Annotated in this window: 12 protein-coding genes; 4 read left to right on the forward strand and 8 right to left on the reverse strand. The window is 64.0% G+C overall.

What is annotated here, in order from left to right; all coding sequences use genetic code 11:
* Positions 1-8: 8 nt before the first annotated feature.
* The 4 genes from DFR51_RS08115 to hisI are packed head-to-tail and all read right to left on the reverse strand — an operon-like array spanning position 9 to position 3,816.
* On the reverse strand, positions 9-1,220 hold the full coding sequence (locus DFR51_RS08115; RefSeq protein WP_121049031.1) for an acetyl-CoA C-acetyltransferase: 1,212 nt from the start codon (positions 1,218-1,220) through the stop codon (positions 9-11).
* Positions 1,221-1,239: 19 nt separating this feature from the next.
* Entirely contained in the window at positions 1,240-3,042 is a 1,803-nt protein-coding gene (locus DFR51_RS08120) for an acyl-CoA dehydrogenase C-terminal domain-containing protein (RefSeq protein ID WP_121049034.1), read from the reverse strand.
* A 23-nt stretch (positions 3,043-3,065) separates the two neighbouring features.
* A complete protein-coding gene (locus tag DFR51_RS08125; protein ID WP_243445417.1) occupies positions 3,066-3,476 on the reverse strand; it encodes a MerR family transcriptional regulator in 411 nt (136 codons plus the stop codon).
* Between the two features lie 31 nt (positions 3,477-3,507).
* Positions 3,508-3,816: a phosphoribosyl-AMP cyclohydrolase gene (hisI, locus tag DFR51_RS08130; protein ID WP_121049037.1), complete on the reverse strand. Its 309-nt coding sequence runs from the start codon at positions 3,814-3,816 to the stop codon at positions 3,508-3,510.
* An 80-nt stretch (positions 3,817-3,896) separates the two neighbouring features.
* Here hisI and DFR51_RS08135 point away from each other — a divergent pair, with 80 nt between their 5' ends.
* The 3 genes from DFR51_RS08135 to DFR51_RS08145 all read left to right on the forward strand — a co-directional run bounded on the left by DFR51_RS08135 (position 3,897) and on the right by DFR51_RS08145 (position 7,364).
* Positions 3,897-5,120 (forward strand): mechanosensitive ion channel family protein, encoded by a 1,224-nt coding sequence (locus DFR51_RS08135; RefSeq protein WP_121049040.1) that lies wholly within the window; start codon positions 3,897-3,899, stop codon positions 5,118-5,120.
* A gap of 106 nt (positions 5,121-5,226) precedes the next feature.
* On the forward strand, positions 5,227-6,690 hold the full coding sequence (gene purF, locus DFR51_RS08140; RefSeq protein ID WP_420853119.1) for an amidophosphoribosyltransferase: 1,464 nt from the start codon (positions 5,227-5,229) through the stop codon (positions 6,688-6,690).
* A gap of 2 nt (positions 6,691-6,692) precedes the next feature.
* Positions 6,693-7,364 (forward strand): SDR family NAD(P)-dependent oxidoreductase, encoded by a 672-nt coding sequence (locus DFR51_RS08145; protein WP_121049043.1) that lies wholly within the window; start codon positions 6,693-6,695, stop codon positions 7,362-7,364.
* Here DFR51_RS08145 and DFR51_RS08150 read toward each other — a convergent pair.
* The gene (locus tag DFR51_RS08150; protein ID WP_197723625.1) at positions 7,354-9,534 is read right to left on the reverse strand and encodes a putative bifunctional diguanylate cyclase/phosphodiesterase; all 2,181 of its coding nucleotides are present in this window, start codon (positions 9,532-9,534) and stop codon (positions 7,354-7,356) included. The two genes, DFR51_RS08145 and DFR51_RS08150, sit on opposite strands and share 11 nt — an antisense overlap.
* 180 nt (positions 9,535-9,714) lie before the next feature.
* Here DFR51_RS08150 and DFR51_RS08155 point away from each other — a divergent pair, with 180 nt between their 5' ends.
* Positions 9,715-11,634, forward strand: a complete 1,920-nt coding sequence (locus DFR51_RS08155) for a CocE/NonD family hydrolase (RefSeq protein WP_121049046.1) — start codon at positions 9,715-9,717, stop codon at positions 11,632-11,634.
* A 29-nt stretch (positions 11,635-11,663) separates the two neighbouring features.
* Here the strand turns inward: DFR51_RS08155 and DFR51_RS19140 are convergent, their stop codons facing one another.
* The 3 genes from DFR51_RS19140 to DFR51_RS19555 form a co-directional block, all read right to left on the reverse strand.
* Positions 11,664-13,364, reverse strand: coding sequence for a transferrin-binding protein-like solute binding protein (locus tag DFR51_RS19140; RefSeq protein WP_197723760.1), 1,701 nt, complete (start codon positions 13,362-13,364; stop codon positions 11,664-11,666).
* Between the two features lie 105 nt (positions 13,365-13,469).
* Positions 13,470-14,816, reverse strand: a complete 1,347-nt coding sequence (locus tag DFR51_RS08170; protein WP_243446550.1) for a surface lipoprotein assembly modifier — start codon at positions 14,814-14,816, stop codon at positions 13,470-13,472.
* 276 nt (positions 14,817-15,092) lie between these two features.
* A complete protein-coding gene (locus DFR51_RS19555; protein ID WP_160119223.1) occupies positions 15,093-16,394 on the reverse strand; it encodes a DUF4118 domain-containing protein in 1,302 nt (433 codons plus the stop codon).
* Between the last annotated feature and the right edge of the window lie 63 nt (positions 16,395-16,457).

The raw sequence follows: 16,457 nt of genomic DNA on the forward strand, positions 1-16,457 counted from the left end.
CCGCTCGCTCAGATACGCTCGATGATCGTACCGGTGCCCATGCCCGCGCCGACGCACAGGTTGATGAGCGCCGTGCCCTTGCCCGTGCGCTCGAGCTCGTCGAGCACAGTGCCGAGGATCATGGCGCCCGTAGCGCCGAGCGGATGGCCCATCGCGATGGCACCGCCGTTCACGTTGATCTTGTCGTGGGGGATATTGAGCGCCTGCATGTAGCGCAGCACCACGCTGGCGAAGGCCTCGTTCAGTTCGAAGAGATCGATGTCGTCCTTCGACATCCCGGCGCGCTTCAACACCTTCTGCGCGACAAATTCGGGGCCGGTCAGCATGATCGTCGGTTCGGAACCGATCGAGCCCATAGCGCGGATGCGCGCACGGGGCTTCAGGCCATATTTCTCGCCCATCGCCTTGCTGCCGACGAGCACAGCAGCCGCGCCGTCCACGATGCCCGAGCTGTTGCCCGCGTGATGCACGTGGTTGATGCGCTCGACCTCGGGATACTTGAGCAGCGCGATCGCATCGAAGCCCGGCATCGTCTCGCCCATGTCGGTGAAGCTCGCCTTGAGGCTGCCCAGGGACTGCATATCGGCTTCGGGGCGCATGTGTTCGTCACGGTCGAGCACGACCTCGCCGATCACATCCTTCACCGGCACGATAGACTTCGCGAAGCGCCCTTCCGCCCAGGACCGCGCGGCGCGCTTCTGGCTTTCCACCGCATAGGCGTCGACATCATCGCGCGAAAAGCCGTACTTGGTGGCGATCAGGTCGGCGCCGATGCCCTGCGGCGCGAAGTAGAGCTTGTGCGCAACCGCCGGGTCCATCGCCCACGCGCCGCCGTCCGCACCCATCGGGATGCGCGACATGGATTCGACGCCGCCGCCGATTGCGAACTCCGCCTCGCCCGCCATCACCTTGGCAGCAGCCATGTTCGTCGCTTCGAGGCCGGAGGCGCAGAAGCGGTTGATCTGCACGCCTGCCGTCGTCTCGGCGTAATCCGCGTTCAGCACGGCCACGCGCGCGATGTCCGACCCCTGCTCGCCAATCGGCGCGACGCAGCCGAGCACGACGTCATCGACGTCTGCTGTATCGATCGGGTTGCGATCGCGCACCGCCTGCAACACCTGCGTTGCAAGCTGGATCGGCGTGATCTCGTGCAAGCTGCCGTTTGCCTTGCCGCGTCCGCGCGGTGTCCTGACGGCATCGTAGATATAGGCTTCAGCCATTGGGTTTGCTCCTTGAATGTCAGGCGCGCGCGAATGCGTCCGCCGGAAGTGCCATCAATGTCTCTGCGCCGGTTTCGATCTTGCGGCGCAGCGCGCCCGCATCCGGCAGGTAGCGGGCAGTATAGTATCGAGCGGTCGCCAGCTTCGCCTCGTAGAATGAAGAGTCGGAAGCACCTGCCGTAAGCGCGGCCTGCGCGGCGCGCGCCATCTTCAGCCACATCCAGCCGGTGACGACGATGCCCATAAGGTGCAGGAACGGCGTCGCCCCTGCCCCCGCATTATTCGGGTTCGCCATGCCGTTCTGCATCAGCCACATCGTCGCGGTCTGAAGCTCGTTGCCCGCCTTTTCGAGCGCTTCGGCCATCGGCTTCAAGTTCTCGTCGGTCTTCGCGGCGGCGATCTCCTCGCCGATCGTGGAGGCGAGCAGCATCAGTCCCTTGCCGCCGTGACGCCCAAGCTTTCGGCCAACGAGGTCCATCGCCTGAACGCCGTTCGTGCCTTCATAGATCTGCGCGATACGAGCATCGCGAACGAACTGATCCATACCCCATTCGCCGACATAGCCGTGGCCGCCGTAAACCTGCTGCGCCCCCACTGCCGTCTCGAAGCCCTTGTCGGTCATGTAGCCCTTGATGACCGGTGTCAGCAGGCTGATGAGTTCGTCGGCGTTCGTCCGCTCTTCCTCGGTCTGCGCCTTCTTCGAAAGGTCGACCTGCAAAGCGCCCCACAGCATCAGCGCGCGCGCGCCTTCGGTGAACGCCTTGCCGTCCATCAGCATCCGCCGGACGTCAGGGTGGACGATGATCGGGTCCGCCTTCTCGGCCGGGTCCGCAGCGCCGGTCAGCGCGCGGCCCTGTCGCCGGTCGTTCGCATAGGTGACGGCGTTCTGATAGGCGACCTCGCCCTGCGCCAGCCCCTGCAGGCCTACCCCGAGGCGCGCGACATTCATCATGATGAACATGGCCTCAAGCCCGCGCTCGGGCTCACCGACGAGATAGCCCGTGGCCTCGTCGTAGTTGAGCACACAGGTCGCGTTGCCGTGAATGCCCATCTTGTGCTCGATCGAACCGCACGAAACGCCGTTGCGGGTGCCGAGGCTGCCGTCCTCGTTCACCAGGAACTTGGGCACGATGAACAGGGAGATGCCCTTCACATTGTCCGGCGCACCTTCGCGTTTCGCGAGGACGAGGTGCACGATGTTCTCCGAAAGGTCGTGCTCGCCCGCCGAAATGAAGATCTTGGTGCCGGTGATGCGGTAGCTGCCGTCGCCCGCGTCCACCGCCTTGGTGCGGATCAGCCCGAGGTCGGTGCCGCAGTGCGGCTCGGTGAGGTTCATGGTGCCGGTCCACTTGCCGGAAACCATGTTCGGCAGATACTTCGCCTTCTGCTCTTCGGAGCCCTTCACCTCGATGGAGGCGATCGCGCCCGCCGTAAGCCCCGGATACATGGCGAAGGCCATACCCGCGGAGCTCAGATACTCCTCGAACGCCACGCTCACCGTATAGGGCAGCCCCTGTCCGCCGAATTCCGGGCTCATGTGGAGCGTGCCCCAGCCGCCCTCGCAGAACGCCTGATAGGCTTCCTTGTACCCCTTGGGCGTCGTTACCGATCCGTCCGCGTGGCGCGTGCAGCCTTCACGGTCGCCGGAGAAGTTGATCGGCTGCACGACGCCTTCCACGAACTTTCCGCCCTCCTCCAGAATCGCCGCGATCATTTCTGGCGTCGCTTCGGAGAACGTCGGCAGGTTCGAATAGCGATCGAGGCCGATGACCTCGTCGAGGATGAACTTGGTGTCGCGGACAGGCGCGCGGTAGGTGGGCATATCAGGACTCCCCGGATCTGGCGTTATCTTGGGTTCGAGGGCAACAGGCCCTCCACAACGGCTACGAACTCCTGAAGCTCGGCAATCGTAGCATCGATATCGTTACGCTGGTTGGTCAAAACGCCGATCTGGCGACGGCAAAGCTCCAGCGTTCTCTCGCGCTGCCGCACCCGGCCGTCGCCCGCATTGTAGAGGTCGAGGATTTCCCTGATCTCCGCAAGGCTGAAGCCGACGTTCTTGCCGCGTAGAATCCATGCCAGCCTGGCACGGTCACCTCGGGAATAGACGCGGTTTTGGCCTTGGCGCGCAGGCTCGAGCAGCCCTTCGCCCTCATAGAAACGGATAGCGCGCGGTGTGACGCCGAACTCGGCGGCGAGGTCGGTGATGGTGAAGGTTTCATCCTCGCGGACGGCTTCCATCGGGTGCTGCGGCATACACCCTATCTAGTTGACGCTTACGTAAACGTCAACCTACCTGTGTGAAGAAGCAGGTCCGCGCCCCGGTATGGCAAGCCGGTCCCGCAGGCTCGACCTTCAGCCACACGGCGTCCTTGTCGCAATCGACATGGACCTCCACGACCTTCATCGTGTTCCCGCTCGTCGCGCCCTTGTGCCAAAGCTCCTGCCGGGAGCGCGACCAGAAGTGCGTCTCGCGCGTCTCCAGCGTCTTCGCATAAGCTTCGGCGTTCATGTGCGCGACCATCAGCAGCTCTGCGGTGCGGCTATCGGTCACAACGGCTGTCACCAGCCCCTTTTCATCGAATTTCAGGTCCATGCGCTTCGCTTAGCGCGGGACACTGCGGGTGGCCAGAGCCGGCGCGGTGTGAAATAAAGGCCCCCAGCCCAAAGGAGGACATGATTTTCGCGTTCGATTTTGCTTTCACCGACCAGCCTTGGCTTCAGACCCTTATCGGGCTTGCCGTTCTCATCACGGTTGCAGCCCTCGCCAACTGGCTTTCCAAGGTCATCGTTCTTAAAGGTCTGACCCGCGCGCTCGCGCTCACACATTTCGGCGAGGAGACGCACACGCTTTCGCGGATCGCGTGGCGCCTCTCCTACCTCGTGCCCTCCATCATCGTTCAAATGGGGATCGCCGGCGTTCCGCATCTGTCGGACACGGCCGACACCATCATTCGGAACGTCGCTGCCGCGTTCTCGATCATGACGATCGCCATGGCGATCAGCAGCAGCCTCAGCCTTTTGAACGACGTGTACCAGCGCCGCGACGATGCCGCGGAGCGACCGATCAAGGGCTATGTGCAGGTCGGCAAGATCCTCGTTTACTGCGCGGCGGCGGTGCTCGTCGTCTCAGCGTTGATGGATCGCTCGCCACTCATCCTGCTTTCGGGTCTCGGCGCGCTCGCCGCCGTGCTGATGCTGGTGTTTCAGGATACGATCCTGTCGCTCGTCGCCTCCATCCAGATCACCTCCAACGACATGCTGCGCGTGGGCGACTGGATCGAGATGCCGGGCCAGAACGCGGACGGCGACGTCATCGACATCGCGCTCCACACCGTGAAGGTCCGCAACTGGGACAAGACGATCACCACGATTCCGACAAGCCGCCTCATCAAGGAAGCGTTCAAGAACTGGCGCGGCATGTCTGAATCCGGTGTGCGCCGGATCAAGCGCGCGCTGCTGATCGATCAGACCAGCGTGCGTTTTCTCGGCGCCGAACAGATCGAGCGCCTGAAACGCACGGCGCTCATCGCGCCGTATCTCGCTGAAAAAGTCGGAGAGATCGATCGCTGGAACAGGGAACGGAACGCAGCAGACAGCGTGAATGCCCGTCGCCTTACCAATCTCGGCACCTTCCGCCATTATGTGGAAGCGTATCTCCACGCGCATTCGGGCATTGCCGAGGGGCAGACCACGATGGTCCGCCAGCTCGATCCGACGCCCACGGGCCTGCCGCTCGAACTTTACTGCTTCACGAACACGACAGTGTGGACGGACTATGAAGCCATCCAGTCAGACATTTTCGATCACCTGATCGCGATTCTGCCCGAATTCGACCTGTATCTGTTCCAGGAGCCGGCCGGACGGGATTTCGCGGCCGGTTTCAGGCACGCAGCCTGACATGCGCTGAGGGTCTGGCAGCCATGCGTTTATGACAACCCCGCGACAAACCAGGCGAGGCGCCCTATATGAACCGACGAATCGCCCGCCCGCCACGGAGCGCCCAATGTTTGATATGATTTCGCACCCCTTCGACGACGACAAGCTGAAGGAGGAATGTGGTATTTTCGGTGTCTGGGGCGCCGAGGGTTCCGCCGCACTCGCCGCGCTTGGTCTGCACGCGCTGCAGCACCGGGGCCAGGAGGCCGCCGGCATCACCAGCTATGACGGCAAGACCTTCCATAGCCACCGCGCCATGGGCCACGTCGCCGGCAATTTCGATCGCGACGAGGTGATCCGGGAACTTCCGGGCGAGGCCGCCATCGGTCACGTCCGCTACTCCACCACCGGCGCCTCCGCGCTCAGGAACGTGCAGCCGCTCTTCGCGGAGCTGTCCACCGGCGGCTTCGCGGTCGCCCACAACGGCAACATCTCGAACGCCGCGCATGTCCGCCGGGAGCTGAACCGCCGCGGCTCGATCTTCCAGTCGACGAGCGACACCGAGGTCATCATCCACCTTGTCGCCACCTCAACCTATCGTCCCTTGCTCGACCGCGTCATCGACGCGCTGAAGCAGGTGGAGGGCGCCTACAGCCTCGTGATGCTGACGAACGAAGGCCTCATCGCCTGCCGCGATCCGCTCGGCATCCGCCCGCTCGTTCTCGGCCGCCGCGACGACGCCTACATCCTCGCCTCCGAAACCGTAGCACTCGATGTCGTCGGCGCCACGTACCTGCGCCAGATCGAGCCGGGCGAGATGGTCGTCATCAACGAAAAGGGCCTGCGTTCGCTCCGTCCCTTCCAGACGCTGCGCCCCCGGCCCTGCATCTTCGAGCATGTCTATTTCTCGCGCCCCGATTCGCTGCTGGACGGCCTTTCGGTCTATCAGGTCCGCAAGAACATCGGCGCGCAACTCGCGATCGAAAGCCCGGTCGACGCTGACGTGGTGATCCCGGTGCCGGACAGCGGAAACCCCGCCGCCATCGGCTATGCCCAGCAATCGGGCCTGCCCTTCGAGCTCGGCATCATCCGCTCCCACTACGTGGGGCGCACCTTCATCCAGCCGGGGGATGCCATCCGCAACCTTGGCGTCAAGCTGAAGCACAATGCCAACCGCCCCGTGATTCAGGGCAAGCGCATCGTGCTTATCGACGATTCGATCGTGCGCGGCACCACGTCTGTGAAGATCGTGCAGATGATGCGCGAGGCGGGCGCTGCTGAGGTGCACATGCGCGTTGCCTCCCCGCCCACGCGGCACAGCTGCTTCTACGGCGTCGACACGCCGGAACGCGCCAAGCTCCTCGCGGCGCAGATGGATGTCCAGCGGATGCGCGACTACATCAAGGTGGATAGCCTCGCCTTCCTCTCGATCAACGGCCTCTACAAGGCTCTCGGCGAAGACATGCGCGTTGAGGAAACTCCGCAGTATTGCGATGCCTGCTTCACTGGCGAGTACCCGACGCGCCTGACCGACTACGAGGAAGCCGCAGCAGACGACCAGCTCGTCCTGCTGGCGGAGCGCGCGAGCTAAGCATGAGCGACATCGATAAACCCGTTGCGCTCGTCACGGGCGCCAGCCGCGGCATCGGCGCCGCAACCGCGAAGACGCTGGCAGCCAATGGCTACCACGTGCTGCTCACCGCACGCACCGAAGGCGGACTGGAAGCGACGGAAACCGCAATCCACGAGGCCGGCGGCACCGCGACCATCGCGCCGTTCGACATCACGGATGGCGATGCTGTCGATCGGCTCGCGCAGGCGGTCGGCGGCCGCTGGGGCAGGCTTGATGCGCTGGTGCTGAACGCCGCCATCCTCGGCGATCTCATGCCCGTCAGCCATATGGAGCCGAAGGACTTCGAGAAGCTGTTCAAGACGAACGTGACGGCGAACTACCGCCTGATCCGCGCTTTCGATCCGCTGCTCCGCGCCAGCAAGGATGCCCATGTCGTGGCGGTGACGTCCGGCGTCGCGACAACGCCGCGCGCCTATTGGGGTGGCTATGCCGCCAGCAAGGCCGCCCTTGCGAACCTCATTGAAACCTACGGGCTCGAGGTTGCCGCGATCAGCAAGATCAAGACGCACGTCTACAATCCCGGCGGCACAGCCACGGCGATGCGCGCGAAGGCCTTCCCTGGCGAAGACCCGGTCACCCTGAAGACCCCCGAAACTGCCGCGGCAGAGATCGCCGGTCTGCTCAAGGCCTGAAAGCGCCCGCAGCGTTTCCGGCATATCTGCTGATGAAGGTCTCGCCAAAGGCATCGGCTGGGATCGGTCGTCCCATCAGGAAACCCTGAATCTCGTCGCAACCGGCAACGCGCAGCAATTCGCGCTGCGTTTCGGTCTCGACACCTTCGGCGATCACATCGAGCGCGAAGCCGCGCGCGAGATCCATGATTGCGGCAACGATGGCGCGGTCGCTTCCGGAATCGACCATCCCCTGCACGAAGCTCTTGTCGATCTTGATATGCGTCAACGGATAGGTCTTGAGCAGGCTTAGCGAGGCATAGCCGGTGCCGTAATCGTCGAAGGCCAACCGCACACCCATCTCGCGCAGAATGCGCAGCGGCGGCAGCGTCTTGTCCTCGCGGTCGAGGACGATGTTTTCGGTAATCTCCAGCTCCAGCGCTTCGGGCGGCAGCGTGTGGCGCGCAAGCGTCGCGCGCACAGTATCGACAAGGTCGCCGTCCCGGAACTGCGCCGCGAACAGGTTCACCGCTATGCGGAAGTCCTCCACGCCTTGGCTCCGCCACAGCGCCGCCTGACAGCACGCCGCATCAAGCAGGCGCGTGCCGGCCGCGGCCCCAAGCGAACCCGCTTCAAGCGCCGAAAGGAAATCGGCGGGATAAAGCAGGCCAAGCTTCGGATGTTGCCACCGAAGCAGCGCCTCCGCGCCGGTAAGGGCGCCGTCGGAAAGCCGGAACTGCGGCTGGTAGTGCAACACGAACTCGTCCTGTTCCACGGCCTGGTGCAGCGCGGCGTCGCTGTCGCGCCGGGCGGCGGCGGCCATACGCAGCGAAGGGATGAACACGAAAGCACGGCCACCACCCTCGCTTTTGGCTTGAAACAGGGCGAGGTCGGCACTTGCCGCAAGCCCGCGCACATCGACGGCATGAAGCGGGCTCATCGCGATGCCGGCACTGCATCCGATGCGGACGTCCCGCCCGGCGACACGGATTGGCACGCCGAGGTCGGCGATTCCGCCCTCCACCACCTCCTGCACCGACTCTCTGTCCTCAATACCGACGAGAAGCATCGCGAACTCGTCGCCGCCTATGCGCGCCACCACATCCTGCGGGCCTGCCCGGTCACCCAGCCGGGTGGCCACCTCTTGCAGAAGCGCGTCTCCTGCTTCGTGACCAAGCGTGTTGTTGACGTCGTTGAAACCGTCGAGGTCGATGATCGCCATCGCAGCCGCCTTGCCCGCGCGGATCGCTTCGTCGGCGCGGCGATAGATGAGGTTGCGGTTGGCAAGACCGGTCAGAGTGTCGAAATTGGCGAGCCGGTTCAGCGCCTCCTCTTGCGCGCGGCGTTCGGTGACATCGCGCACGATCGCTCCGAAGTAGCGATCGCCATCATCGGTCCAGCTCGACCAGGCGAACTCCACCGGCACGCGCGTACCGTCCTTGCGGATGCCAGTGTATTCGCGGCAGTCCGCACCGCTCGTCGCCGCGCGTCCCGCAAGCACGCTGCGCACCATCTCGCGGATCGGTGCCTGGCCCTCTTCGGGAATCAGCATGTCGATCGAATGGCCGATCACCTCGCCCGCGCGGTAGCCGAGCATGACCTCAGCAGCGGCGTTCCACGCGGTGATGTTGAGATCGCGATCGAAGCAGATGATGGCGTTTGGCGATGTCGCCGCGCTCTTTTCGAAAGGCGCACGTCCACTGCTTTCCGCCACTTCCAGACGCCTGAGCTCCAGCCGCTCGGTAGCGACGCGCGCCAGTTCCTTCAGGCGCATCCGGTCGCCGGGCGTAAATACGCGGTGCGCCTTCGTGTCGATCACGCACAGTGCACCAAGCGCGTGACCGGACGGTGCGCGGATAGGCACGCCCGCGTAGAAGCGGACCGGATCATCGCCGGTGGCCAGCGGATTGTCGAAAAAACGCGGGTCCTGCAGCGTATCGGGCACGACGAGCACATCATCCTGCGTGATGACATGCGCGCAAAATGAAACCTCGCGCCGCATGTCCGTATCGCCGATACCATGGCTCGCCGCAAAGAATACATGGTCGCTGCCGATCAGATTTACGGCCGCAACAGGCATATCAAACAGCCGCGTCGCGATCTCGACGACAGGATCAAGGCTCGGTAGCCCTCCTTTACCTTCGAGATCATATGCACCGAGCGCCTTCAGCCGCTCTTCTTCATCCGCCATGGCAGATGGACACCGCACGATCTTCTCCCCTGCTTTCAGATCTTCATAATCCCTATCAATATGACAAATGATGAATGCGCCAGCCAGAGAATGGATCAGGCCCATTTTTTCTGAATAGAGAATTACTTGCCCGAACGGGAATATGGCTTATGGTCACGGCAAGATCATAGGGGAACTCACATGCTCGCACGCCGCTGTCTCGCCATTCTGCTTGCCACAACATTTGCCGCCGCCCTCCCCGCTGCTGCCGAGCCTTTGCCGATCAGCGACATCCCCGCCGATTTCAAACCTTCGGACGAGGTGAAGGATTTCACGATCCGCGAGGTGCAGATTCCGATGCGCGATGGCGTGAAGCTTCACGTCAATCTCGTTATCCCCAAGGGCGCGAAGAATGCCCCGATCATCTTCTCGCGCACGCCCTATTCGGCGGACAAGGCGATCACCGGCCTCGCCTCCAACACCTACAAGCTGGCGCTGCCCGTCACATATGCGGAGCTTGCCGCCGCCGGCTACATCATCGCCGTGCAAGACGTGCGTGGGCGTTATCGCTCCGAAGGGGACTACGTGGTCGCCCGCCCGCTCGTCGGCCCGCTCAATCCCGCGAACACCGATCATTCGACCGACACGTGGGACAGCATCGACTGGCTCGTGAAGAACGTACCGGAGACGAACGGCAAGGTCGGCACCATCGGTGTCAGTTACGGCGGCTTCACCACGCTCATGAGCCTCGTGAACCCGCATCCCGCGCTCGGCGCAGCGGTTCCGATCAATCCGCTGGTGGATGGCTGGGTCGGCGACGACTGGTTCCACAACGGCGCCTATCGCCAGAGCTTCCTCGACTGGGTCTACCGGATGACCGCCGACAGGTCGTCGAAGTACGGGCTCCAGTTCGACCGTTACGATACCTATGAAAGCTGGCTCAGTGCCGGCTCCGCGAGCGGCATGGCGAAAGTCCTTGGGATCCAGGATTTCCCGATCTTCAAGAAGGCGACCGCGCACCCGACTTACGACGAATATTGGCAGGGTCAGGCTCTCGACAAGATCCTCGCGAAGGAACCGCTGAAGGTTCCGACGCTTCACGTCCACAGCCTATGGGATCAGGAAGACATTTACGGCGCCCCCGCCGTCTACAAGGCGATGGAGCCGAGGGACGCGGGCAACGCCGACAACTACATGATCATCGGCCCGTGGCAGCACGGCCAGAGCAACATGGCGAGCGGCACGAAGCTGGGGCCCATCGATTTCGGCAGCAACACTTCCGCCTGGTATCGCAGCGAGGTGCTGATCCCCTTCTTCGATGCGCACCTCAAGAACGGCGCGCCGAAGGCCGATCTCGCGCCCGTCACCGCGTTTGAAACCGGCGCCAACGTCTGGCATCGCTACGATCGCTGGCCGATCTCCTGCGCGAGCGGCTGTCCCTCGCAGTCGAAGCCGATCTACCTGCAAGCGAACGGCGCACTTGGCTGGAAGGCGCCCGCTGCCCGCGCGGCCTTCGCCGAATATGTCTCCGATCCCGCACGCCCGGTAACGTACCGCGAGCGCCCGATCCTCTCGACCTACAATCCCAACACGTCGTGGGGCCGCTGGCTCGTGGACGACCAGCGCTTCGCCGAGGCGCGGCCCGACGTCGTCACCTTCGTCAGCGAGGTGCTGACCGAGGACGTGCGCCTCGCAGGCCAGCCGATCGCCAAGTTCTTCGCCTCCACGAGCGGTACGGACAGCGACTGGGTCGTGAAGCTGATCGACGTCTACCCGGCGGAGTACGCGCCCGCGCCAGAGATGGGCGGCTACGAGCTTGCGATCTCGATGGACATCCTGCGCGGCCGTTACCGCGACGACCCGTCAAAGCCGTCGGCGATTCCCGCCAACAAGGTCGTCCCCTATGAAATCAACCTGCCGAACGTCAGCCACAGGTTCCTCAAGGGTCACCGCATCATGGTGCAGATCCAGTCGAGCTGGTTCCCGCTCTACGACCGCAACCCGCAGACCTTCGTCCCCAACATCTTCTTCGCGAAGCCGGAGGACTACAAGAAGGCGACGCAGCGGATTTACACCTCCGCGCAGTACCCGAGCCGGATCGAACTCCCCGTCGTCGAGTAAACGGGCAGACGGCAACGCCGCCGCGCGCGCTAGTCGCGAACGGCGGCGGTTGCCCCGGTGATCACGCGGCCGCCGGAGATGAGACCGAATGAGCCGGCCATTTCTTCCCCGTTCGGGCCGAAGAAGCGCATGTAAATATCGCCCACGGAGCTCCCGGCCTTCGTCAGTCCGGTGAGGAACTCACTCTGCGCCAGCCCCGTGCCTGCCACGAGATCGAACTGGCCGAAATCAACGGTTGAGCCGCTGACGCGGTCCGCGCCCTGAAGTCTCAGCCAGCCGCCGTAAGCCTGCGTGCCGAAATCGATCTGGAATTGCGAGGTGCCGGTCACGGCGAGTTGCTGCTGCCCGCCCCCGCTGGCCGCCGTACCGATGGCGACGCCATTGTATGTCGCACTGCCCGTCCGACCGAGAAGAATCCCCGGCGCCGTCTCCAGCCCGTAGCTCAAGAAGGTCCGCGTGATCTCGTTCGCGTCCGCGGTTTCCTTGAAGCGGGCATATTCGCCGAAGCTCGCGTAGGTCAGCTCGATCTCGCCCGGGCCATTCGGCTTGTAGAGCGACATCTCGATCGTCTCGCCGGCCACTGTTTTCCGGTAAACCGTGTAGGCATCGGCGCTGCCGTCCACGCGGTCCGTCGCGGCGAATTCCACTTCGGGGCCACCCGCGCCGGAAATCGCGTAGCGGCCGTCGGTGTAATAGAACAGGCCCTTGGTCAGCAGCCGGGCTTCGGACGTGCCGTCGTCCGTGCCGTCCTTGAGCTGGAGACCGCTGTATTCGCCTCCCAGCGCGAAAAGACCCATGTTGTGATCGAGGTCCGTCAGCGTGATGTTTCGGTCGAGCGCTGCGGGGTTGGCAGCGGTGAAACCGCCCACGACCGTGCCGCCCGTGCCGTTGTCGCCGGTGAACACGCCGCCGGCCTCTTGCGCGTCGGGGCCGTAAAAGCGCCCGCTCAGCTGCCCCGCGACGGGATCGAGCGATCCTTCATAGCGGAATGTCCCTGAGAACCCGCCATCGCCGGAATTGAGCGTACCCGCCGCGCGGAATGACAAGGCACCCGTCACCCCGGCGCCGGTCACGAAGTAGTATTCCTGGAGGTTCGTATCGATCGTGAACGTGCTGCGGTCGAAGTCGAACACGGTGGGCCCCGTGCCCGCAAAGGTCAGCGGATCGCGGCCGACCTGCGTGGTCAGCCCGAACACGTCTGTCGTGTACTGCGCCGATCCCATTCTCGGCACGGCGGCGTTATCGGTCGGGAAGCCGTAGACGAAAACGTCGAACGCCGTGTTCTGCAGGGTGTCACTGCGCGTGTTCGATTGCCAGAACCCGAGCCCGACATAGCGTGTCCGAAGATCGGATGTGTATGACGTGTCGATCAGCGTGAGCGCTTCGGAAGACCCGGGCGTACCTACGATATACCGGCGGTCCGCATCGCTGCTCGTCGCCACGCGATCGGCGGGCGAGAAGCTTTGGGTGATGCCGTCGCGGGTCATTGTGTAGGTGCCGGTCGCGGCGTTGAAGGAGATGCTGATCTCCCCCATGTTCACCGACGTATTTTCAACAATCCCCTCCGGCATCCGAAGCGAGACGGTGTTCCGGCTTGAAGGTCCGGTGAAGGTCTGGCTTTCGACGAGGTCCGCGATATCGGGTTCAGGCGTTGGGGTCGGTGTCGGTGTGGGGGTCGGCGTAGGCGTTGGTGTAGGGGTTGGCGTGGGCGCTGGCGGTGTGGTGTTCACGCCTCCGCCGCCTCCGCCTCCACAGGCCGCAAGCAGGAGAGAAATCGCGCCGAGAGGCGCCCATTTTACCCGAACCATCGAATTCATAACGCTACTCCCAGCCCACTAGAACGCTGCCGTGACCCCGACTTCACCTGAAACGCGCGTGTAATCATATAGTTCTATGGTCGATGCATTCCGCTCGCGCGAAAGTTTCAATATGGGCGCGAACGAACCTATCCTGAACTTTCTTAACGTTGCTGAAATGCCGACCTCATAGCGGTCGTCCACGCGCCGCTTTGGATAGAGAAACAGCCTGCGATCGGCCTCCAGATGCTCGTATTTCGCGCTGAGCACCGTCGTGATCTTGCCCATTTCAACAAAAACGTACCCGCCGATGCCCCCGCTCGCCGTGGAATAGCCGGGGTCGCGCGCCGCCTGCCGCAGGCCCGAGACATGCACACCGCCTCCGAAGCTGGACGTGAAGGCGCGGTCGACGCCGACGGACAAGCTGTAGCGGTCCGCATCGCGCAGCGAAGAGCGGCGATCTTTGGCTCGCGTCACCGCGCCGTCGACGCGCATCTGCCCGCGTCGTCCGAGCGGATGCTGGATGTTGCCGGTCAGGCCGTAGGAAAACTCATAGGGCTTGCGGCCATACCACCGCCACGCCACCAACCCCGAAAGGCTGATCCTGTCCGTTCCGGAAAGCAGCTGTGGGCCGGCCTGAAAAGATGCCGCATAATCATCGAACTCGCCGTCGCGGTACACCCGCGCCGCACCGGAAGCGCGCAGCAGGATATCGATATTGGGGTCGATCGGCGCGCGCGCATAGGCCTGCCCCCGCAGAGACAACCCCAGCCCCGATGTTTCGCGCGCATCGCGGCTCAGGTCGAAGTCGCCGATCACCGTCCCCAGCGTTTCGGAGCGCGTGGCGCGGTTGACGTTGCTGTCGGGTGCGAACGCGACCTCAAGACTGCCACCAAAGGGCTTCCGCGCGCCGAGCGCCTGCGCGTAAAAGCGCACGAGCCGCTCGATTTCCGGCGGCAAGCCCGCCGCCTGCGCCGCCCGCAATTCACGCTCCGCCGCGCCGAGGTTGCCCATCAGCGCCTGCACCCGCGCGAGTTCCACGCGCACGCGCGCCGCATTCGGCTTTTCATCCAGAATTTCGCGAAAAAGAACCGCCGCGTCGCGATGCCGCTTCTGCTTGTCCGCCAGCATCATGGCAAGGCGAAACCGGGCCTCCGTCCGCACTTCGATGTCAGGGTTTGCGGCCAGCGCGCGATAGGCCGTCTCAGCCGTCTCGAAATCGTCGGCGGCATCTGCCTGCTTGGCAAAGTCAAACAGCTGCGCGGCGGAAAGCTCCATCGATTGCGGCACCGGCTCCTGCTGCTGACGAGACGGCTCGGCAACGTCCGACTGCGCCAAAGCCTGGGTGGGCCAAGCCAGAGCGATCAGCGCGCACAGTGCGGACAAGCCCGGCAGAGCTTCAGGCACACGCCAGCTTACGAAACGAAGCTGCGATCATAACCACAGGAAACCCAAGCAACGCGTGCCCGCCCTTTTTCACATCACGCCGAACCGACGAATAAGAACCACAACCTGAACCAAAGGTTTCTCAGGGGCCACGGTTTTATGGAGCAGATGCGGTCAAGCGAGTGCCCCTCTTCGCTCGCGACTTGAACATCTTTGCACCCTACATCGTCTTCGTGACGCGATATTTCGGCAAAGTGGGCGAGCGCGCAGCCTCGATCACGGCGCAACGAGGCGATAACCGACGGCAGGTTCGTTGATGATCAACTCGGGCCGGGCAGGATCTCGCTCCAGCTTTTGCCGAAGGGCGCGCACCGCGACACGCAGATAGTCGATATTGTCCTGCTGCGCCGGTCCCCATACGGAGCGCAGAAGATGCCGGTGGGTAAGCACACGCCCCATGTGCTTGGCCAATTCCGCCAGAACCGCATATTCCTTGGGCGTAAGGTGCACCTCCTCACCGTCCCGGCGGACAGTGCGGCGATGAAAATCTATCAACAGGAAACCGATGGACAGCGGCTCCTGCGTGGCGCCGGGGCTGAGATCGACGAGGCCGTCGATGTAGCGATCGAGGTGCGCGGTTTCGGCGGCGACCGTAGCGGCAAGACCCTTGTCTCCGCCCTCGGCGCGACGCAGCGCGCGGGCAGCCGCGGCGATGGCGTTGAGGCGCGGCTTCACGTCTTCTCCGATCGAGGTGAGCAGGACCGATCGTAGCCGGTCTCGCTCGCGCAGCGCAGCAACCTCGCGCGCCTCGCCTTCCAGCCGGGCGCGTTCCAGCGCGAGCGCGATCTGGTCGAGCAAATTGCCGAGCAGCTGGCGTTTGTCCTCTGGCACCGGCGGCACGCCATCCTCGCGCGCAAGGCCGATTGCTGCGAGCACGGCATGATCCGAAGCGACGGGATGGAACTGCCAATCGGCGAGATGGACCCGGTCCACGCCTCGGCCAGAGGCCTCGCCGGATTCGAGCGTCAGCGCAGCGGCGGCAAGATCACTCGGCGAGAGCACGATGCCAGCGGAACCCGCCGCCACGATACGGGGGACCTCGCGGCCGGTAAGGAGTACGGCGTGACCGCCGAACAGGCGCGCCAGTTCACGAACCGCCACGTCCGCGATGTCCTGTTCACCGGCGCATGAAAGCAGCCGCCGCGCGAGGCCTGCGATCGTGGCGTTCCGGGCGGCATTCTCGTCGGCGCGGCGGCTTTGTTCTCGCAGGGAAGCGGCGAGCCGACTGGTGACCACGGCTACGAGGAACAGCACGGCTACTGTCACCACATCTGCCGGGCTGTTGATGATGAAGGTGCCGTACGGCTCGGTGAAATAGAAGTTGTAGGTGAGCGTAGAGGCCACGGCGACGGCAAGCGCAGGCCACAATCCGCACGTGATGGCGGCAACGAGGACCGGCGGAATGTACAGCAGCGCCACCGGCTCGTTTCCCCAGCGCGGGGCGATCATCAGGCCGGCGAGCGTCGCACCCGCGATCAGCAGCAGCGTGGCCGCATATCCGCCCACGCGCCTGGTCATGTCGTTCGGCCGGAATTGCCGGCCAGTCGCTTCGCATTCCATGCGCCGGAAATTGCGCTCGCC

Origin of the sequence: Sphingosinicella microcystinivorans (assembly GCF_003634215.1) — a bacterium.
In the GTDB taxonomy this organism is placed as follows: domain Bacteria; phylum Pseudomonadota; class Alphaproteobacteria; order Sphingomonadales; family Sphingomonadaceae; genus Sphingosinicella; species Sphingosinicella microcystinivorans.